Annotated in this window: 20 protein-coding genes; 10 read left to right on the top strand and 10 right to left on the bottom strand. The window is 60.2% G+C overall.

The features are described 5' to 3' along the window. Positions 1 to 213: 213 nt before the first annotated feature. Positions 214 to 2,796, bottom strand: coding sequence for a bifunctional acetate--CoA ligase family protein/GNAT family N-acetyltransferase (locus tag LRL22_RS19550; RefSeq protein ID WP_270906163.1), 2,583 nt, complete (start codon positions 2,794 to 2,796; stop codon positions 214 to 216). Positions 2,797 to 2,869: 73 nt separating this feature from the next. Then, positions 2,870 to 3,061, bottom strand: coding sequence for a hypothetical protein (locus tag LRL22_RS19545; protein ID WP_270906162.1), 192 nt, complete (start codon positions 3,059 to 3,061; stop codon positions 2,870 to 2,872). 192 nt (positions 3,062 to 3,253) lie between these two features. Between LRL22_RS19545 and LRL22_RS19540 the strand changes: the two genes are divergently transcribed. Continuing rightward, positions 3,254 to 4,114, top strand: coding sequence for a hypothetical protein (locus LRL22_RS19540; RefSeq protein ID WP_270906161.1), 861 nt, complete (start codon positions 3,254 to 3,256; stop codon positions 4,112 to 4,114). On the opposite strand, the gene ilvY is transcribed toward LRL22_RS19540, so the two are convergent. Then, complete coding sequence (ilvY, locus tag LRL22_RS19535; RefSeq protein WP_005339488.1) at positions 4,103 to 4,996, bottom strand: HTH-type transcriptional activator IlvY; 894 nt, start codon at positions 4,994 to 4,996, stop codon at positions 4,103 to 4,105. The genes LRL22_RS19540 and ilvY overlap by 12 nt on opposite strands. A gap of 221 nt (positions 4,997 to 5,217) precedes the next feature. Between ilvY and ilvC the strand changes: the two genes are divergently transcribed. Continuing rightward, complete coding sequence (ilvC, locus tag LRL22_RS19530; RefSeq protein ID WP_011704175.1) at positions 5,218 to 6,699, top strand: ketol-acid reductoisomerase; 1,482 nt, start codon at positions 5,218 to 5,220, stop codon at positions 6,697 to 6,699. A gap of 156 nt (positions 6,700 to 6,855) precedes the next feature. Here the strand turns inward: ilvC and pgi are convergent, their stop codons facing one another. The 5 genes from pgi to coaBC form a co-directional block, all read right to left on the bottom strand. Next, the gene (gene pgi / locus LRL22_RS19525) at positions 6,856 to 8,505 is read right to left on the bottom strand and encodes a glucose-6-phosphate isomerase (RefSeq protein ID WP_270906160.1); all 1,650 of its coding nucleotides are present in this window, start codon (positions 8,503 to 8,505) and stop codon (positions 6,856 to 6,858) included. 347 nt (positions 8,506 to 8,852) lie between these two features. Then, the gene (locus tag LRL22_RS19520) at positions 8,853 to 9,689 is read right to left on the bottom strand and encodes a mechanosensitive ion channel domain-containing protein (RefSeq protein WP_270906159.1); all 837 of its coding nucleotides are present in this window, start codon (positions 9,687 to 9,689) and stop codon (positions 8,853 to 8,855) included. A 165-nt stretch (positions 9,690 to 9,854) separates the two neighbouring features. Further along, complete coding sequence (slmA, locus tag LRL22_RS19515; RefSeq protein ID WP_005339495.1) at positions 9,855 to 10,451, bottom strand: nucleoid occlusion factor SlmA; 597 nt, start codon at positions 10,449 to 10,451, stop codon at positions 9,855 to 9,857. 69 nt (positions 10,452 to 10,520) lie between these two features. Next, on the bottom strand, positions 10,521 to 10,979 hold the full coding sequence (gene dut, locus LRL22_RS19510; protein WP_005339498.1) for a dUTP diphosphatase: 459 nt from the start codon (positions 10,977 to 10,979) through the stop codon (positions 10,521 to 10,523). An 81-nt stretch (positions 10,980 to 11,060) separates the two neighbouring features. Continuing rightward, positions 11,061 to 12,263 carry a bifunctional phosphopantothenoylcysteine decarboxylase/phosphopantothenate--cysteine ligase CoaBC gene (coaBC, locus tag LRL22_RS19505; RefSeq protein WP_270906158.1) on the bottom strand — a complete coding sequence of 401 codons (1,203 nt, stop codon included), beginning with the start codon at positions 12,261 to 12,263 and terminating at the stop codon, positions 11,061 to 11,063. Between the two features lie 147 nt (positions 12,264 to 12,410). Here coaBC and radC point away from each other — a divergent pair, with 147 nt between their 5' ends. From radC to LRL22_RS19475, 6 genes are all read left to right on the top strand, one after another. After that, complete coding sequence (radC, locus tag LRL22_RS19500) at positions 12,411 to 13,085, top strand: RadC family protein (RefSeq protein WP_270906157.1); 675 nt, start codon at positions 12,411 to 12,413, stop codon at positions 13,083 to 13,085. Positions 13,086 to 13,221: 136 nt separating this feature from the next. Further along, complete coding sequence (rpmB, locus tag LRL22_RS19495) at positions 13,222 to 13,458, top strand: 50S ribosomal protein L28 (RefSeq protein WP_005307492.1); 237 nt, start codon at positions 13,222 to 13,224, stop codon at positions 13,456 to 13,458. Positions 13,459 to 13,469: 11 nt separating this feature from the next. After that, positions 13,470 to 13,637: a 50S ribosomal protein L33 gene (gene rpmG, locus LRL22_RS19490; protein WP_005307500.1), complete on the top strand. Its 168-nt coding sequence runs from the start codon at positions 13,470 to 13,472 to the stop codon at positions 13,635 to 13,637. 93 nt (positions 13,638 to 13,730) lie between these two features. Next, positions 13,731 to 14,186: a hypothetical protein gene (locus LRL22_RS19485; protein WP_120415864.1), complete on the top strand. Its 456-nt coding sequence runs from the start codon at positions 13,731 to 13,733 to the stop codon at positions 14,184 to 14,186. Positions 14,187 to 14,210: 24 nt separating this feature from the next. Beyond that, entirely contained in the window at positions 14,211 to 15,023 is an 813-nt protein-coding gene (mutM, locus tag LRL22_RS19480; protein ID WP_270906156.1) for a bifunctional DNA-formamidopyrimidine glycosylase/DNA-(apurinic or apyrimidinic site) lyase, read from the top strand. A gap of 177 nt (positions 15,024 to 15,200) precedes the next feature. Beyond that, positions 15,201 to 16,073, top strand: a complete 873-nt coding sequence (locus LRL22_RS19475; protein WP_216951668.1) for a VirK/YbjX family protein — start codon at positions 15,201 to 15,203, stop codon at positions 16,071 to 16,073. Positions 16,074 to 16,165: 92 nt separating this feature from the next. On the opposite strand, the gene coaD is transcribed toward LRL22_RS19475, so the two are convergent. Beyond that, positions 16,166 to 16,651, bottom strand: coding sequence for a pantetheine-phosphate adenylyltransferase (gene coaD / locus LRL22_RS19470; protein WP_111901322.1), 486 nt, complete (start codon positions 16,649 to 16,651; stop codon positions 16,166 to 16,168). A gap of 134 nt (positions 16,652 to 16,785) precedes the next feature. Here coaD and LRL22_RS19465 point away from each other — a divergent pair, with 134 nt between their 5' ends. Beyond that, complete coding sequence (locus LRL22_RS19465) at positions 16,786 to 17,823, top strand: glycosyltransferase family 9 protein (RefSeq protein WP_216979848.1); 1,038 nt, start codon at positions 16,786 to 16,788, stop codon at positions 17,821 to 17,823. Between the two features lie 51 nt (positions 17,824 to 17,874). On the opposite strand, the gene LRL22_RS19460 is transcribed toward LRL22_RS19465, so the two are convergent. Next, positions 17,875 to 18,651, bottom strand: a complete 777-nt coding sequence (locus LRL22_RS19460; protein ID WP_005357395.1) for a glycosyltransferase family 2 protein — start codon at positions 18,649 to 18,651, stop codon at positions 17,875 to 17,877. Between the two features lie 276 nt (positions 18,652 to 18,927). Here LRL22_RS19460 and waaF point away from each other — a divergent pair, with 276 nt between their 5' ends. Next, a complete protein-coding gene (gene waaF / locus LRL22_RS19455; RefSeq protein ID WP_270906155.1) occupies positions 18,928 to 19,962 on the top strand; it encodes a lipopolysaccharide heptosyltransferase II in 1,035 nt (344 codons plus the stop codon). The last annotated feature ends 1 nt before the right edge of the window (position 19,963 follow it).

The following is a 19,963-nucleotide window of genomic DNA, read 5'->3' as shown; positions in this document are numbered from 1 at the left end:
TGCGAACTTCCCCCGATGGTTGCTCACCGGAGCCAACACATAGCCCAGTCTGACGACTGGGCTATGGTGCTTTTAGAGTGTTGAATAGCCAATACTTGGCTTTTACCTGCCGGAAGAGAACTAAAAAGCCTGTTCTGCTCACCATTTTCTGGCTATATCAGAGCCTTGATAGCCTCATTTGCGTCCGCTTGGACGCCTCTTCAGGCGGTTAAATCAGGTTTCTGTCGCTTGCTGGCTACAGAGCAGTTCCATATTGACCACTCCCTCTTCCATTTGCACGTCGATCTTGAAGCCAAGCCGTTTGGCGAGGTTGACCATGCCACGATTGCTGGGCATGGTCATGCCGGATAGCTGGCCAATCCCTTGCTCTTTGGCGTAACGGATGATCTTCTCCATCATCAATTTGCCGAGGCCCACCCCTTTCAAGTCCGATCGCACCAGAATGGCAAACTCGGCATCGCTCAGGTCCGGGGTCGAGATAGCGCGCACCACGCCGAGGATCTGATCCTGCAGCTCGCCATCTTGACCTACAGCAACGAATGCCATCTCCCGGTCGTAATCGATCTGGGTCATACGAGCCAGCTCTTCATGGCCCAGTTCGCCCACATCGGCAAAGAAGCGTTTGTACCTGTCTTCATCGGAGACTTGCAGTACGAACTGCTTGTGAGCAGGCTCATCTTCCGGCCGGATCGGGCGCAGCAGGATATGGTGCTGATCTTTAAGCCAGGCACCCTCCTCCAGTTCGGTAGGATAGGGGCGGATAGCCAGTCGGTTGCTGGCCGGGAGGGCGGGGTCAGCCAGCGTGAGGCTGGCATCCAGCACCACCATTTCGGCACCGCACGCTTGTAGCGGGTGTAGATCCAGCTCCTGAATTTCCGGAAAGTCGAGCAATAGTTCGGAGAGCTGGCAAAGCACTTGGCCCAAGGCATCGATATCCAGTCGTTCCGGCGTGGCCTGTTCGCGGATTTTGCGGCTCTTGAGTGCACCGATGATCTGGTAACGGGCCAGCGCCTGATTGAGCGGTGGCAAGGCAGCCACCATCTCCTGCGGTTCCGCACCCGACTCACCCAGCAGAATGACGGGGCCAAAGATGGCGTCTTGCTGGATGCGTACCCGCAGTTCGAGGCCGCCGCTGCGGCGAGCCATGCGCTGTACCAGCAGCCCTTCGATACGGGCGCCCGGATCATGCTGTTTGACCCTGTCCAGAATGGCATCTGCGGCTTGCGCCACTTCGGCCGAGGTGCGCAGATTGAGCACCACGCCGTGCACGGCAGACTTGTGCAGGATATCGGGCGAGCGCAGTTTTACCGCCACCGGGTAGCCGATCTGCTCGGCGGTGAGGGTCGCCTCGATGGCGTCGGTGACGATCCAGGTTGGTAGGGTCGAGAGACCTGCGGCTTGCAAAATGGGGTGAACGAGATGTGTATCCAGTCTCAGCTGCTTGCGCTCCTGCGCTTGGCGGATCAGCTGCTGGCACAGCTCGACATTGAGCTGGTTGCCATGTAGTGACGCCGGTGTCTCCATCAACTGCTTCTGGTTGCGGCGGTATTCCACCATGTGCATGAAGGCGGCCATGGCGCTTTCCGGCGTGCGGTAGGTCGGGATGCCCGCTTCGGTAAAGAGTTTGCGCCCCTCCTGCGCCGAGTATTCGCCCGCCCAGTTGGTGAGGATATTGAAACGGCGCGCTCTGGGATGCTGTTTCAGATGGGTGATAAGATGACTGGCCAGCGGCGCGCTCGGTGCCGTGAGCGAGGGGGCGTGGATGATCAGGATGGCGTCGATGCCATCTTCCTGCAACACGCTGTCTAGCGCCTCCTGATAGGTGGTGATGGTGGCATCGCTGCCGATATCGAGCGGTGGGCAAGCCAGCTTGCCGCCCCTCTCCAGCAGCACATCTACCGCCATATTGGCCAGCCCGCGACCGTTGGAGATGATGGCAAGCCGCTCTCCCTTGAGGGTCATGGAGTGGCTGAGGGTTTCCACCGCGGCAAACAGCTCGTGGGTATCTCGTACCCGCAGCATACCGGCACGGCGGATAGCGGCGTCATAAACATTGTCGAGACCGTGGGCCGGATCATGGCGTCCGCTTTTCAGTACCAGGATCGGCTTGTTGCGCGAGGCGGCCCGCGCCGCCGAGAGAAAGTGGCGGGCGTCGTGCAACTTGTCCATGTAGATCAAAATGGCGCGGGTGACGCTGTCGCGGGAGAGCTGATCCAGTAGCTGGCCGAAGTCGATGTCGCAGTGATCACCTAGGGAGATGAAGGCGGAGAAGCCCAGCTCATGCTGCTTGGCCCAATCCAGAATGGTGGTGCTGACGGCGGCGGATTGCGACAGAAAGGCGACCTGCCCAGGCTTGGCGGCAATGGGTGAAAAGCTGGCGTTAATCCCCTGGCCGGGCAGCAGCATCCCCATGCTGTTGGGGCCGAGCAGGCGAATGCCATATTGCTGGCAGACCCGTTTCAGCTCCAGCCGCTCTTCGGGAGAAAAGTCGGCGGCCAGTATGATGGCTGTGCCCGCCCCCTTCTGGCCGAGCGCTTCCAGCAACGGCAAGACTCGCTCCCGCCTGGTGCAGATGATGGCGAGATCCGGGGTCAGCGGCAGGCTGGCGATATCGGGATAGGCCAGCACGCCGGCGATGGACTTGTTGCGCGGGGTGACGGGGAGGATGGGCCCTTTGAACTGGCCTGCCAGCAGGTGGCGCACGATCACATGACCCGCCTTGAGCGGGTCGGTCGAGGCGCCGATCACGGCGATTGAGTGGGGTTTGAACAGCCGATCCAGACCGCTTGCTTTCATGGGCACTCCCGTCGAAAGGGGGAAGATACCAGTCTAATACGCCTTTGCTGCGGGTTCTGTGACCGGATCCTGATCACCGTTTGTTGAGGGCATTGGCACGCAGATAAAAGCGCAGTTCGCCCTGCACCCGGCGAATGGCTCCCAGGTGGCGTTCCTGCAGATAGATATCCTGCTCCCGATCGTGCGCCGTGCTGGGCACGCCCATGCTCTGCAGATACTCGTCAAACAGGGTTGAACCCTTGATCTCTACCAGATGCTGTTTCATGGCTCTCCTCCCTGCGCCTTGGCGTTTGTTGATGAACGTCCAGTCTGCTATGACCTGCCGGGTTTGCCTATTGTCACTTTTGACACGAGATTTGACACGAGAGCGCTCACACATCTTTCAGAGAGGGCGCCGTTGAGACGCTGGCTGGCGTTATAGTATGGCGAGGAGCACGAGGCACGGATGGTGCACAGGATGATCAGAGTCTGGTGGTGGTGCATGGCACTGTGGACGGTTGGCGTATCGGCAACCGAGCAGCCTATCCGCGCCTGGAATCTGCTGCTGGATCACCCCAACCCCGCCGTCATCCAGTTGTTGCGCCTCTCTCTCGATCTCACCGTGCCCGAATATGGCCCCTATCAGCTGGTATCCAGCCCGCAGATGGAGCAGGGGCGGGCGGTGAAGGAGCTGCGTAGCGGCGAGCTGGTTCAGATCGGTGTCTTTGCGCCCGATGGTGAGCGAGAGCGGGAGTTGCTGGCAATCCACATTCCGCTGGCCAAGGGGCTGCTGGGATGGCGAGTGTGTCTGGTTCGGCAGGGGGATGAAGGGCGTTTTGCCGCGATCGAGTCGTTGGCAGACTGGCATCGCGCCGGGCTCTCCATCGGTCAGCACAGATCCTGGCCAGACACCCAGTTGCTGCGGGCCAACGGCCTCAAGGTAACGGTGGGCAATCTTTATGAGGCGCTCTTCAACATGCTGCGCAAGAAGCGCTTTGACTGCTTCCTGCGCTCGGTCATCGAGGTCGAGGATGAGCTAAGGCAGCATCCCGATCTCGCCATCGAGCCCCGTCTGGTGTTTCGCTATCCGCTGGCGCTGCTCTTCTTTGTCTCGCCAAAATATCCGGAGCTGGCCCAGCGCATCGAGCTTGGCCTGCTGCGGGCGCGGCAGTCTGGTGCTTTTGACCGGGTCTTTGAAGAGGGATTTGGCAGCACCATTCGGCGGTTGAAACTGGATGAGCGGGTGCGCCTCGAGCTGAACAATCCTGATCTGCCGTTGTCGAGTCGCAAGATGATGGCCGACCCGACGCTCATCTACCAGCCCGTCTCAACGCAGTGAGTTCTGGTTCTGCGCGGTATCCCAGAAGGCGCGGATCAGCGGCTCTTCCAGTCGCTTCTTGAGCACCCCGATCCCCACATCAAATGGCTTGAAAGCGGGCTTGAGGTCGATGATCCGCACCTTGTCACCGAGCGGGCTGTGGTCGATCACCGCCGCCGGCACCAGTCCCACGCCACAGCCGAGCGCCACCATGGCGACGATCCCCTCGTTACCCGCCACTTCGGCATAGATGTTGGGGGCGATCCCCTTGTTGCGAAACCACTGATCGCTGCGTTTGCGGGCCAGCCCCTGCTCGGAGAGGATGACTGGCAGCTGCTCCCAATCCGGCTCGCCTTGACGGAACCACTGGTTCAGTTGCGGGGCGTTGCGCGGTGCGATAAAGACCAGCGGCACCAGCTGCAGGCTGGCGAACTCCAGCTTAGCGGGCAGGGCATCGGGGCGAGCGGCGATGGCGAGATCAGCCTCGTCGGCCAGGATCTTGTCCACCGCCAGCGCCGGGTCACCGGTCTCCAGCTTGATCTCCAGCTGGGGGTAGCGGCGGCGAAAGCGCTCCAGTACCTCGGGTAGCAGAAAGTAACTGGCGGTGACCGAACAGAAGACCCGCAGACGACCTTGCAGCGGTTCATCGCTGCGTTTGAGCTCCTGCTTGAGCTGACGCCACTCCTGCAACAGGCCGCCGCCGAATTCGCGCAGCTTCTCGCCGGCGGGGGTGAGCCGTACCGAGCGGTTGTCCCGTTCGAACAGGATGCAGCCGGTCTCCTGCTCCAGTCGCTGGATGGCGCGACTCAGGGTGGAAGGGCTGACCGCCATGGCATCGGCACTCTTGCCGAAGTGGAGGGAGTCGGCGAGGTGGAGAAACAGCTCGAGATTGCGAAGGTCCATCTTTCAGCTCCTGGCGCGGCTGGTGTGCCCGATATCCAGCGGTTGGCGGCTTGTTTCTGCCATCTCGCGGTACATTCAGCAGGCAATTATGAAGGGTGATCGTTTCATTTATTGCAACGTACTGTTTCGAATATATCAGTTCAGGCAATAAGTGTCCCGCGCTATAGTGGTTCAGACAACGCCGCTATCCGGCATGGAATCAATCGAACGGAGCAATCACCATGGCTAACTATTTCAACACCTTGAACCTGCGTCAGCAGTTGGCTCAGCTGGGCAAGTGTCGTTTCATGCAGCGCGAAGAGTTCGCGGACGGCTGCAACGTGCTGAAGGGCAAGAAGGTGGTGATTGTGGGCTGTGGTGCCCAGGGTCTGAACCAGGGTCTGAACATGCGCGACTCCGGGCTGGATATCTCCTACGCCCTGCGCAAGGCCGCCATCACCGAGAAGCGCGCCTCCTGGCAGAAAGCCACCGACAACGGCTTCGCGGTCGGCACCTATGAAGAGCTGATCCCGACCGCCGATCTGGTGCTGAACCTGACTCCGGACAAACAGCACTCCGACGTGGTGAAAACCGTGATGCCGCTGATGAAGCAGGGCGCCGCGCTGGGCTACTCCCACGGCTTCAACGTGGTGGAAGAGGGTCAGCAGATCCGCGCCGACATCACCGTCGTGATGGTGGCGCCGAAGTGCCCGGGTACCGAAGTGCGCGAAGAGTACAAGCGTGGCTTTGGTGTACCGACCCTGATCGCCGTTCACCCGGAAAATGACCCGAAAGGCGAAGGTATGGCCATCGCCAAGGCGTGGGCCTCTGCCACCGGCGGCGACCGTGCCGGGGTGCTGGAGTCCTCCTTCGTGGCGGAAGTGAAATCTGACCTGATGGGCGAGCAGACCATCCTCTGCGGCATGCTGCAAGCCGGTTCCCTGCTCTGCTACGACAAGCTGGTTGCCGAAGGCACAGACCCGGCCTACGCCGGCAAGCTGATCCAGTTCGGCTGGGAGACCATCACCGAAGCCCTGAAACAGGGTGGTATCAGCCTGATGATGGACCGCCTCTCCAACCCCGCCAAGCTGCGCGCTTTCGAGCTCTCCGAGCAGCTCAAGACCCTGATGCGCCCGCTGTTCGAGAAGCATATGGACGACATCATCGCCGGTGAGTTCTCCCGCGGCATGATGGCCGACTGGGCCGAAGACGATGCCAAGCTGTTCGGCTGGCGCGAAGAGACCGGCAAGTCCGCCTTCGAAAACGCCCCGGCGTTCGCTGGCAAGATTGCCGAGCAGGAGTACTTCGACAATGGCGTTGTGATGGTGGCCATGGTCAAGGCGGGTGTCGAGCTGGCGTTCGAGACCATGGTGGCTTCCGGTATCTACGAGGAGTCTGCCTACTACGAATCCCTGCACGAGCTGCCGCTGATCGCCAACACCGTTGCCCGCAAGCGCCTGTACGAGATGAATGTGGTTATTTCCGACACCGCTGAGTACGGTAACTACCTGTTCGCCAACGCCGCTGTGCCGTTGCTGCGCGAGCACTTCATGCCGACCCTGAAAGCGGGCGATCTGGGTGCCAGCAAGGCGGAAGGGCAGAGCGTGGATAACCTGGCGCTGCTGGCGGCCAACGAAGCGACTCGCAACCACCCGATCGAAAAAATCGGTCAGGTACTGCGCGGCTACATGAAGGATATGAAACGCATCGCTGTTGGCGGTTAAGCCTGCATCGAGCTGGATGATGAAGGGGCGGGGATGACGATCCCCGTCGCCGGTCGGACTGGACACCCGACCGGCCAGCCAGAAAAATCAGCCTGACAGTCATAAAAAAGCCCCGCTCATCGAGCGGGGCTTTTGCATTCAGAAAGGCCCGATAAATCAGGCTTTCCACGCTTTCCAGGTGTTGATCAGACCGTTGGTGGAGCAGTCGTGGCTGGTGACAGCCTCGTTGTTGCCCAGCTCCGGCAGGATCTTGTTGGCCAGCTGTTTGCCCAGCTCCACGCCCCACTGGTCGAAGCTGAAGATGTTCCAGATTGCGCCCTGTACGAAGATCTTGTGCTCGTACATGGCGATCAGGGCACCCAGGGTTTTCGGGGTCAGGCTCTTGAACAGGATGGAGTTGGTCGGGCGGTTGCCTTCGAACACCTTGAACGGCACCAGATCCTTGACCTGTTCCAGCGTTTTGCCAGCAGCCAGGAACTCGGCTTCAACCTGTTCCTTGCTCTTGCCGAAGGCCAGTGCCTCGGTCTGGGCGAAGAAGTTGGCCAGCAGTTTCGGATGGTGGTCACCGATCGGGTTGTGGCTGATGGCCGGCGCCAGGAAGTCACAGGGGATCAGCTTGGTGCCTTGATGGATCAGCTGGTAGAAGGCGTGCTGGCCATTGGTGCCCGGCTCACCCCAGATGATGGGGCCAGTCTGGTAGTCAACCGGCTTGCCGTTGCGATCCACGTACTTGCCGTTGGATTCCATGTTGCCCTGCTGGAAGTAGGCAGGGAAGCGGTGCATGTACTGATCGTACGGCAGAATGGCTTCGGACTCGGCACCGTAGAAGTTGTTGTACCACAGGCCGATCAGCGCCAGCAGTACCGGCACGTTCTGCTCATAGGAGGCAGTAGCGAAGTGCATGTCCATCTCGAAAGCGCCTTGCAGCAGGGCTTCGAAGTTCTCGAAACCGACAGACAGGGCGATGGGCATGCCGATGGCAGACCAGGAGGAGTAGCGGCCGCCAACCCAGTCCCAGAACTCGAACATGTTGTTGGTGTCGATGCCGAACTCGGCCACGGCCTTGCCGTTGGTGGAGAGGGCTGCGAAGTGCTTGGCAACGTGGGCCTTGTCACCGGCGATGTTGATGAACCAGTCGCGGGCGGTCAGGGCGTTGGTCATGGTCTCCTGGGTGGTGAAGGTCTTGGAGGCCACTAGGAACAGGGTGGTTTCCGGATCGATCTTCTTCAGGGTCTCGGCGATGTGGGTGCCATCGACGTTGGAGACGAAGTGCATCTGCAGGTGGTTTTTGTAGGGACGCAGAGCCTCGGTGATCATCACCGGACCCAGATCAGAGCCACCGATACCGATGTTGACCACGTGCTGGATCGCCTTGCCGGTGTAGCCTTTCCACTCGCCGGAGATGATTTTCTCGCAGAAGCCTTTCATCTTGGCCAGTACGGCGTTCACTTCCGGCATCACATCCTTGCCGTCGCACTCGATGGGGCGGTCGGAGCGGTTGCGCAGGGCCACGTGCAGTACGGAGCGGCCTTCGGTCATGTTGATCTTGTCGCCATTGAACATGGCATCGATCGCGCTGCGAAGATCGGTCTCTTTGGCCAGATCAACCAGCAACTTGAGGGTTTCTTCGGTGATCAGGTTCTTCGAGTAATCAACCAGGATGTCGCCGCCGAAGGTAAGGGAAAACTTGTCAAAGCGCTTCGGGTCCTGCGCGAACAGATCCTTGAGTCGTGTCTCTTTGTTTGCTGCAAAGTGGGCTTCCAGTGCCTGCCAGGCCTGGGTTTGGGTTGGATTGATATTTTTCATAGGATTCCTGAAATGCCAAGTTGTGTTTGAACCTTGCAGGCAAGGTCCCGCCAAACCTTATTATCCGAGCATTATAGCGAGCCGATCGGGCGGCCCGTGTAACAGATTTTTACCGATTGTCTTTTACCGCAATGGGTCACTGTCGGGAGCATACAACCAGAACATTGGGATTATGTGTCACGAAAGCAAGGCGGATCTTGCGCTTGCTCATGATTGGGGCCACCCCGATAGCCTGAAATTGTTTTCATCCGGTTGACGTGGTTATGCATCGACATGGCCATGGGCTGGGGCCAGAAACGACAATGCCAGCCCGAAGGCTGGCATTGTCTGTTGCAGCAGAACCGCGATCACGCCTGCGGTTTTTGCATGTGCATCACCATCTGCGGGAAGGGGATCTCGATGCCTTCGGCATCAAAAGTCAGTTTCACCTTCTCGTGGAAGTCGAACCAGACCCCCCAGTAGTCAGCGGTCTTGACCCACGGGCGCACCACGATATTGACCGAGGAGTCGGCCAGCGCGGCAACGGCGATGGTGGCTGCCGGATCTTTCAGGATGCGCGGCTCTTCGCTTACCAGACGTTCGAGGATCTGCTTGGCCTTGCGCAGGTCGGAGCCGTAGCCGATACCGAAGGTCATGTCGACGCGGCGGGTATCCATACGCGAGTAGTTGACGATGGTGCCGTTGAGGATGGCGGAGTTCGGTACTACCACCATCTTGTTGTCACCTGAGGTGAGGGTAGTGGTAAAGAGCTGAACGGACTGCACCACACCCGCGGTGCCTGCCACTTCGATAAACTCGCCCGCCTTGATGGGGCGGAAGATGATCAGCAGGAAGCCGGCAGCGAAGTTGGAGAGCGAGCCTTGCAGCGCCAGACCGATGGCCAGACCGGCGGCACCGATAATGGCGACGAAGGAGGCGGTCTGCACCCCGACACGGCCCAGCGCGGCGATCACCACGAACACCAGAATGGCGTATTTGAGGATGCTGCCGACGAAGTGAGTGACTGTGGTGTCCAGCTTGCGCGCCTGCATCACTTTTACCACGCCACCGCTGAGCAGATTGGCTGCGATATAGCCGACCAGCATGGTCAGCAGGGCGGCGGCGATATTGACGCCGTATTCGATCAGCAGTCCCTGATTATTGACCAGCCAGGTCTGCGCTTCGGTAATGATTTCGGGTTCCATAGGATGTCCTGTCAGGTTCTAAAAGGTTTATGGTGGATAAATCTAACACCGCAGCGCGACAGTACGGGTCGCATCTGGTACTTCTTTTCTGCCATAAAAACCTGACACAAAAAAGAAGGGAGGCCAAAGCCTCCCTTCTTTTTGCTGAATGACGCGAAAAAACCATCAGCTCTGCAGCAGTTGGCTGCGGATAAATTGCCACTGATCTTCGAAACCGGCGGTCGGCTTGAGCTTGAACTCGGAGCGCACGAACTGGCTGATACGGCCTTCGGTGTAGGCCAGCAGCAGATTGGCCAGCATAGTCTCGTCGAGCTGGAAGCCTTGACCCTCGCGCAGCCGCTTCTCGCGCAGCACCTGCTTGATCTGGGTCTCCAGCTTGTCAAACAGGATGCTGATGCGATCCCGCAGCCGATCGTGCTCACCCAGCAGGGCGTCGCCGTTGAGGATACGGGTGATGCCGGGATTGCGCTCGGCGAACACCAGCAGCAGCTGCAGGATATGGTGACAGCGCGCCATGGTGTCCTTCTCTTCCGCCATGATCAGATTGACCCGTGACAGCAGGGAATCCTCGATAAAGTCGATCAGCCCCTCGAACATCCGCGCCTTGCTGGGAAAATGTCGATAGAGGGCTGCTTCAGAGACGCCGACCTCGGCAGCCAGACGGGCCGTGGTGATGCGCTGACCCGGACTGGTTTCCAGCATATGGGCGAGCGCTTGCAGGATCTGATCGCGCCGACTCTGTTTCTGATTACTGCTTGCCATGGATTCCCCTAAAAAAAACAATGGCTTGATTCTGTTATTAGGCACCGCCCATCAGGCTGGTGTGGTCTGTTATTGGCGACCAGAAGAACCAAAACCGCCTTCACCCCGTTCGCTCTGGTTGAACTCATCGACCAATTGGAAGCTGGCCTGAACTACCGGCATGATCACCAGCTGGGCGATGCGCTCGCCGGGTTGCATGGTGAACTCATCCTTGCCGCGGTTCCAGACCGAGACCATCAGCTGACCCTGATAGTCGGAATCGATGAGACCGACCAGGTTGCCCAGCACGATGCCGTGCTTATGGCCGAGACCGGAGCGGGGCAGAATGGTGGCACACAGACCCGGATCCTGGATGTGGATAGCCAGACCGGTCGGTACCAGAGTGGTATCGCCCGGAGCCAGAGTCAGCGGCGCATCCAGCAGAGCGCGCAGGTCCATGCCGGCAGAGCCGGGAGTAGCGTAGGCGGGCAGCGGGTACTCGGTACCGATACGGGCATCCAGAATCTTCAGTTCAATTTGTGTAGTCATGAATCGCTTTTTCAGTTGGATCTTGTATTGGCGCCCCTCTTGGCAAGGCGGGGCGCCGTGAGTCTTGTTCTTTCGGGACGCTCAGTGCCGGTAGTGGCGTGCAATCAGGGCAACCAGATGACGGGCCAGCGTCAGCTTGTCGGCCAGCGGCAGAGGCGCCTGGCCCCCTTGCCAGAACACGGTCAGGGCGTTGTCATCGGCGTTGAAGCCTTGCCCCTCGCGGGATACATCGTTGGCGGCGATCATGTCCAACCGCTTACGCTGCAATTTATCGAGGGCGTATTGTTCCACATCCACGGTTTCGGCGGCAAATCCGACAGTGAAGGGTTTGTCTGAAAGGGCGCCGACGGCCGCGATGATGTCGGGGTTTTTCACCAGCTTCACCACCATCTGATCGTTGTCACCGCTCTTCTTGATCTTCTGGCTGGCGACCTGCTCGGGGCGGTAGTCGGCCACCGCGGCGCAACCGATGAAGAGATCGCATTCTCCCACCCGGCTCATCACCGCCTGATGCATCTGCTCGGCGCTCTCGACATTGACGCGGGTGACGCCTGCCGGAGTGGCCAGTGCCACCGGGCCGCTCACCAGCGTCACCTGGGCGCCCGCTTCACGGGCAGCGCGGGCGATGGCAAAGCCCATCTTGCCGGAGCTGTGGTTGCTGATGTAGCGCACCGGGTCCAGCGCCTCGCGGGTCGGGCCTGCGGTCAGCAGCAGCCTGACGCCCGCCAGCAAGGGCTCGGCGGCCAGTTGCTGGCAGCAGCGATCCACCAGTTCGAGGGGATCCAGCATCCGGCCCGGGCCCACATCGCCACAGGCCTGGCTGCCGGCATCCGGCCCCCACAGCAGAATGCCGCGGCTGGCCAGGGTCTTGAGGTTGGCCTGGGTCGCAGCGTTGAGATACATCTGCTGGTTCATTGCTGGTGCCAGCGCGATGGGCGCCGGAGTGGCCAGACAGAGGGTGGTCAGCAGTTCGTCGGCCATGCCTGCAGCCATCCGCGCCATCAGGTTGGCGCTGGCGGGGGAGATCAGTACCAGATCGGCCCACTTGGCCAGCTCGATATGGCCCATGCCCGCTTCGGCAGAGGGGTCCAGCAGGCTGTAGGCCACCGGATGACCGGAGACCGCCTGCAGGGTCAGCGGGGTGATGAACTCCTTGGCGGAGCGGGTCATAACCACCCGCACTTCGGCGCCCTGATCTTTCAGGCGGCGTACCAGCTCGGCACTCTTGTAGGCGGCGATCCCGCCGCTGACACCCAACAGGATGCGTTTATCGGCCAATCTCATCTGCTGTTTCTCTATCCGGCTCACTTTGACTGGTCGGCTAAGATACCACAGGCAATGGATGACGACAGGGGTTGGCATCAAGGGGTGTGGTCGGGCGCGCGCAATTTTTTGCTATGTTTTTTCTCAACAGGGATGAGGGAGAGACAAATGAGCATCAAAGAGTGGCCGGAAGATGAACGCCCCAGAGAGAAGTTGCTGCGTCAGGGGCCTGCGGCGCTCTCCGATGCCGAGCTGCTCGCCATCTTTCTGCGCACTGGCGTCAATGGCCTGAGTGCAGTGGATATTTCACGTAATCTATTGAATCAATTCGGCTCTTTACGCAGTTTGCTGGGGGCGGATCAACGGGCATTCTGCGAGGCGCACGGCCTTGGCCCGGCCAAATATGCCCAGTTGCAGGCGGTGCTGGAGATGGCCAGACGCCATCTGGCCGAGCAGCTGCAACGGGGCGATGCCCTCACTTCACCCCAGCTGACCCGCGACTATCTGCAGGCCCAGCTGCGGGATCGGCCACGCGAGGTGTTTGCCCTGCTGTTGCTCGACAATCAGCACAGAGTCATTCAATTTGTTGAGCTTTTTTTCGGCACCATCGACTCGGCGAGCGTCTGGCCAAGAGAAATCGTGCAGATCGCGCTCAAACATAATGCAGCCGCGGTGATTCTGGCGCATAATCACCCGTCCGGCGTCGCCGAGCCCAGTAGGGCCGACCGCCAGATCACGGATCGGATCACGGCCGCTTTGGCCCTGATCGATATCAGAGTGCTGGATCACTTGGTGATCGGTGATGGCATCACGGTTTCTTTTGCCGAGCGCGGTTGGCTATAACTGTGCTCTGGCACCGTATTAGTTGATCTTTGATCACGGATGCTGTATAAAATGCCGCCTTCTGTTTGCCCCGCAATCGAAGGCCAGCGGGGCAGATATTTGCTCGAGCAATGAAGTAAGATTTGGAGAGACTGACATGTCTAGAGTATGCCAAGTAACCGGCAAGCGCCCGGCAGTTGGTAACAACCGTTCGCACGCTAACAACGCCACCAAGCGTCGTTTCCTGCCGAACCTGCACACTCACCGTTTCTGGGTTGAGAGTGAAAAACGCTTCGTAAGCCTGCGCGTATCCGCAAAAGGCATGCGTATCATCGACAAGCGTGGCGTTGAAGTGGTTCTGGCTGAACTGCGCGCCAGCGGTGTTAAGGTATAAGGAATTAGATCATGGCTAAAGGTATTCGCGAGAAAATTCGCCTGAACTCCAGCGCCGGTACTGGTCACTTCTATACCACTACCAAAAACAAGCGCACCATGCCCGAAAAAATGGAGATCAAAAAGTTTGATCCCGTTGTTCGTCAGCATGTGATCTACAAGGAAGGCAAAATCAAGTAATTACTTGATGCTGCATTCCCAAAAACCCGGCTTCGTGCCGGGTTTTTTTATGCGCCGAATTCAGTACACTGCCGGTTCAAAGGGAGGCTTGCCATGTTCAAATTGAGCCGCAAAGGCTGGAATAACGTGATCATTGTGGTGGTGCTGATCGTGATCACCCTGTTGCATCGTATGGAGACTGCCCAGCAGGAGAACAGCGCCAAGCGGGCTCGCCCCTTGCTGCCGGATGCGTCTGTGGTGCTCACTTGGCAGGGACCGAGCTGGCAGATTGAGCGGATCGGTCAGGGCTGGCGCAGCATGCCGGATCTGGGGCTCGACACTGCTCAGCTGGATGCCCGTCTGGCACGCTGGCAGAGCTGGTTGCTGCCCCCCGGCGAGGTGGTGCGCGGTACCCCGGTGACCATCAAGGTGTGGATTGCCGGCCAGAACGATCCGGTCGAGATCGGCCTCTATCAGAACAGCGGCCAATATGGCGCTCAGCTGCCCTCCGGTCTCTGGCTCGCCCTCACTGCCGAGCAGTATCGCGATCTGCTGCGTCCTGCTCCCTGAGTTCCTTTTCCTTGCGAGGTGCCCATGCCCGAATTGCCAGAAGTAGAAGTCAGCCGGCAGGGGATCTCCCCCTGGCTAACCGGTATCAAGGTGACGCGTATGGTGGTGCGGGATGGCCGCCTGCGCTGGCCGATCCCCGGTGAGATTCAGGAGCTGGTGGACCTCACCATCCATCGGGTGCGTCGCCGTGCCAAATACCTGCTGCTGGAGACCGATTTCGGCACCGCCATCCTTCATCTGGGGATGTCCGGCAGCCTGCGGGTGCTGGATATCGGCACGCCAGCCGAGAAGCACGACCACGTGGATATCGAGCTGGAGAATGGCAAGCTGCTGCGGCTCAACGATCCGCGCCGTTTCGGCGCCCTGCTCTGGACTCGCGAACCGGCCGAAGCTCATGCGCTGCTCGCCAAGCTGGGGCCCGAGCCGCTCACCGATGCCTTCAGTGCTGATTACCTGCGTGAGCGCGCCAAGGGACGCAGCACCGCCATCAAACAGTTCCTGATGGACAATCAGGTGGTGGTCGGGGTGGGCAACATCTACGCCAACGAGGCGCTCTATGCTGCCGGCATTCACCCCAAACGGGCGGCGGGCAATATCAGTGCCGAGCGGCTGGGAACCCTGGTGGCCGAGATCAAGCGGGTGTTGGCCGAGGCGATTCGCCAGGGCGGCACTACTCTCAAGGATTTCACCAGCGCCGATGGCAAGCCGGGCTATTTCGTGCAGCAGTTGCAGGTTTATGGCCGTGGCGGTCAGCCCTGTTTCCACTGTCACACCCTGCTGACCGAGACAAGAATGGGCCAGCGCACCACGGTTTTTTGCAGTCATTGCCAGCGCTGAGCGCACTTTTTGCCCCGATCCGGGGGAAGTTGTAACAGCGTATTTCCACTCTGTTGAAGATTTGCACAGCTGTCACTAGTATCCCGACCGTTCAGGCGGTTTGAGAATATAAAAATGACAGTTAAATCAATAGACTGGGAATATTTATCCCGGCAGGAGCGCTATTGCGCAAAATCCATGGCCCGCTTCCTCTACCCCGAGGGATGTGACCGGAAAACCTTCAATCGCGGCAAGTTCGTGCTGCGCAGCCTGCTCTATCGCAAGTCGCTGAGCCGGGTCTTCAGCCTGTTTCAGTGCGACTCGCTCAAGGCGCTGCCAGCGGTCTATCCCGAGCTGCTCGACAAGCCGATGCGCCCCTATCGCTTCGCCTGTGCCAGCGCCCGTGAGCGGGCCGAGATGCTGGAAAATCACTACCGTTTGCTGCTGGAGTGCTACCCGCAGCTGATCGACCCCCTCTATCTGGGCGAGGGGATCGAACTTGGGCACTATCCCCAGAGCGGCTGCCGCATTCTGTTGCGTCACGATGGCACCTTCCGCCGCGAGGCCGAGCTGGCGCTCTCCATCGTCAACGGCGAGGGACAGCGCCTCTACAGCTGCGCCTTTTCGCTGGCGGGCAGCGTGGATCGTTTGATTCTGATGATCGGCTCCATGCAGGGGCCGGAGCCTGCGGTCGACAATGCCCAGGATCGGGTGCGCGAGCTGACCAAAGAGGGACACGGCCTACGGCCCAAATCCCTGCTGGTGCAGCTGGTGCTGCAACTGGCACAGAGCATGGGGGCGGCGGAGGTGCTGGCGGTGCGCAAGCGGGCCCACGTGTTTCAGGCCAAGCGCTACAGCAGCAAGCAGAAAGCCAACCTGCAGGCCGATTACGACGAGCTGTGGCAGGAGTTCGGCGCGCAGGATGTGGATGCCAACTTCGTCGCTCTGCAAGCCCAGCCGCGCAAGCCGTTGGAGGAGATCGCCTCCAAGAAGCGGGCCATGTATCGGCGCCGCTACGAGTGGCTCGATCTGCTGGTGCAGGAGATGAATGAGCGGTTTGCCCGTCAGTAACCGGCAGGGCAGGCTGACCTCTCTATAACGAGACAGATACAACAAGGGCTACCCGTGGGTAGCCCTTGTTGTATCTGCCATCAGGGGAGGAATTAGCGCTGTTGCTGTTTGGCTGCGATGGCCTGGGCCACCACGGGATCGACAAACTGACGAATGTCGCCACCGTGCAGCGCCACCTCTTTCACCAGGGTGGAGGAGATAAAGGAGTTCTCCTCGGCTGGGGTGAGGAAGACGCTCTCCAGCTCCGGCATCAGGCGGCGGTTCATGTTGGCCAGCTGGAACTCGTACTCGAAGTCGGAGACGGCGCGCAGGCCGCGGATCAGCACGTTGGCCTGATGCTCTTTGGCAAAATCGACCAGTAGCCCGGAGAAGCCCACCACCTTGACGTTGGGAAGCGTGCTGGTCACTTGCTGGACAAGCTGGACACGTTCTGCCAGATCGAACAGCGGGCGCTTGCTCGGGCTGTTGGCGACCCCGACCACCACCTCGTCAAACAGCTTGGCGGCGCGGCCGATGAGATCGGCGTGGCCATTGGTAACGGGATCAAATGTCCCGGGATAAATCACCCTGGTAGTCATCTTTGCGGTCCTGCAACCTGGAAATTTGGTCGCATTATAAGGTCGTCGCTTGAGAATAGCAGTGCATCAGGCAAGAATACGCCATCGCGCATCAAGCCTCCTTGCATTGGTGACAGGGAGCAAAGGGATTTTTTATGAAACGTATTCTGGTCGTTCGCAATGACAAGATTGGTGACTTCATGCTGGCGTGGCCTAGCTTCGCCATGCTAAAAGGCTCCATGGAGTGTCATGTGACTGCCCTGGTTCCGGCCTACACGGCGCCGCTGGCCCGGCTCTGCCCCTGGATTGACGAGGTGATCATCGATCCGGGCGTGCGGGCCGACAAGGAGCAACAGCGAGCGCTGCTGGCGCGGATCAAGGCGGCGGCGTTCGACGCGTCCATCTGCCTCTTCTCCAACTCCCGCAACGCCATGCTGGTGTGGAAGGCACATATCCCTTACCGGCTGGCCCCGGCGACCAAGCTGGCGCAGGTGCTCTACAACCAGCGACTGGTGCAGCGCCGTTCCCGCTCCCAGAAGCCGGAGTCCGAGTACAACCTGGAGCTGATCCGCCGCTTCCTGGCCGATCAGCAGGTGGCCGTGGTGGAGCCCCAGACCCCCTTCCTGCAGTTCGATGACGAGACCCTGCGACAGGTGCGCGAACAGCTGGCACTCAAGCTCAAGCTCGATGCCAGCCGCCCCTGGCTGATGGTGCATGCCGGTAGCGGCGGTTCGGCCAACAACCTCTCCATCGAGCAGTATGCCCGCATCATCATCAAGCTCAATCAGGCCTGCCCCGAGCTGCAGTGCGTGCTGACCGCAGGCCCGGGTGAGGAGAAGATGGCCGAACAGCTGGCGGCCGAGTTGCTGGCCCACGGCGGCAACGGCTGGATCTACCGCTCCAGCGATGGTCTGCCGATGTTCTGTCAGGTGCTGGCTAACGCCGCCCTGTTCGTTGCAGGCAGTACTGGCCCGCTCCATATCGCTGGCGCGCTCGATGTGCCGACCATCGGCTTCTTCCCGATGCGCCGCTCCGCTACTCCGCTGCGCTGGAAGCCCCTCAACAGCGAAGGGCGTCACCTCGCCTTCAGCCCGCCGGAGGATAGCGACCATCCTGAGGATATGAGCCAGCTCGATCCCAAGGCCATGGTGCCGGTGATGGCCCGCTGGGCGGCGCCTTTCTGGCGCAAGTAAGGTATGCAGTAATGCAAACAGGGCCCCGCGGGGCCCTGTTTCGTATGACGGTTATTCCGGCTGCTGCGGCTGCTGGCGCACCCAGAGGTCGGCGTATTTGACGAAGGTGGAATGGGCGGAGAGGATCGCCAGCAGCAACCCCTGCTTGCCGTCGAGGAAGCCCGCTTTGAGCAGGTACATCTTGAGGAAGCAGCCGACAGCGTGGATCAGCCCCTGACTGAGAGAGCCCTTCTTGCCGCGAGCGGTGCGCTGATCGGCCCAGGCGCGGGCATAACCGGCCGATTTCACCAGATAGTGCTCCAGATCCCGATAGGTGAAGTGGAGCAGGTCGCCATGAATATTGACGATCTTCATGTTGGCCCGCACTTCCACCTTTTCGTGCACCAGCGCCTCGTTGTAGCTGGTGAGCGCCTTTGGATAGAGGCGCAGCACCCGATCCGGATACCAGCCGCTGTGGCGGATAAAGCGGCCAAACACCCAGGAGAGGCGCGGGATCGAGTAGATGGTATCGCTGGCCGGATTGGCCATCACCTCGGCGATGGCGGTTTTCAGCTCGGGGGTGAGCCGCTCGTCGGCATCCAGCCACAGCACCCAGTCGGACTGCACGTGGGACTGGGCCAGTCGGCGCTGTTTGCCAAAGCCCGGCCACTTGGCGTTGACGAAGAAGCGTGCGCCAAACTCGGCGGCAATGGCTGGGGTCTCGTCCTGACTGCCGGAGTCCAGAATGACGATCTCGTCCACCAGTCCGTCGAGGGAGGCGAGGCACTTGCGCAGGTTGTCGGCTTCATTCTTGACGATCAGAACGGCAGCCAGAGTCGGTTTTTTCACGAAATGGGGCTCACGGTTATTGCCCGGCTGGCGGGTCGAATGCGTATTGATGGGCCATTCTAACGGAAAAACGGGTCAAAGAGAGAGCCGCCATTGCCCGTTTCTATCAGCTGTTTGCCTGTCTCGTCTCGTCCGGTTGGAAGCGGGGCACCGCTGGAAAAATGGGGTGACGGCAGCGTCTGCCAAGGATCTTCTGTTATTTATCCGACCATTCTTGGGGCATAATCTCGCCCAGTGATGATTAACCGCCGGGCCAGACCCGAGAGAAGACGCGTAATGAAAATATTGGTGATCGGCCCCTCCTGGGTCGGCGATATGGTGATGTCCCAGAGTCTCTACAAGGCGATCAAGGCCAACCATCCCGAGAGCGAACTGCACGTGATGGCCCCCGCCTGGTGCTGCGCCCTGCTGGAGCGGATGCCGGAGGTGGACAAGGCGATCACCATGCCCCTCGGCCACGGTGACTTCAAGCTGGTGGCGCGCCGCCGCCTCGGCAAACAACTGGCGGCCGAGAAGTACGATCAGGCCATCGTTCAACCCAACTCCATGAAGTCGGCGCTGATCCCCTGGTTTGCCCGCATTCCGGTGCGTACCGGCTGGAAAGGGGAGCACCGCTTCGGCCTGCTCAACGATATGCGCAGCAACAAATCCGCCTTCCCGCTGATGGTGGAGGGCTATCTGGCGCTCGCTTATCCCAAGGCGCAGATGAAGAGCCGGGCCGATATTCCGACCATTCCGCACCCCTCTCTGCACGTCGATCTGGTCAACCAGAGCAAGGCGCTGGAGCGACTGGGGTTGGATCGTGCCCGCCCGGTGCTGGTGCTCTGCCCCGGTGCCGAGTTTGGTCCGGCCAAGCGCTGGCCGGAGGGACACTACGCCGTGGTGGCCCAGCAGCATCTGGACGAGGGGTGGCAGGTGTGGATCTTCGGCTCCAACAAGGATGTGCCGGTGGCCAACACCATCCGGGATAGGGTCAACCTGCTGACTCGCCCCAACTGCCACGTGCTGGCGGGCAAGACCAGCCTGCACGAGGCGATCGATCTGATGGCGCTGGCCGGCCGGGTCATCTCCAACGACTCCGGCCTGATGCACATCGCCGCCGCCCTCAACCGGCCGCTGGTGGGCGTCTATGGCTCCACTTCGCCGCTCTACACCCCGCCGCTGGCGGATCGGGTCGAGATCGTTCACACCGACATCGAGTGTCGCCCCTGCTTCAAGCGCACCTGCAAGTTCGGCCATCTCAAGTGCCTGATCGACCTGGCGCCGGAGCAGGTGGTCGATGCCTGCAAGAAGCTGGAGCAGAGTCAGTAAG

Origin of the sequence: Aeromonas sp. PI_26 (genome assembly GCF_027854445.1) — a bacterium.
Lineage (GTDB): Bacteria > Pseudomonadota > Gammaproteobacteria > Enterobacterales > Aeromonadaceae > Aeromonas > Aeromonas veronii.
The sequence above is the reverse complement of the archived record's forward strand: the minus strand, read 5'-3'. Positions and strand labels throughout refer to the sequence as shown.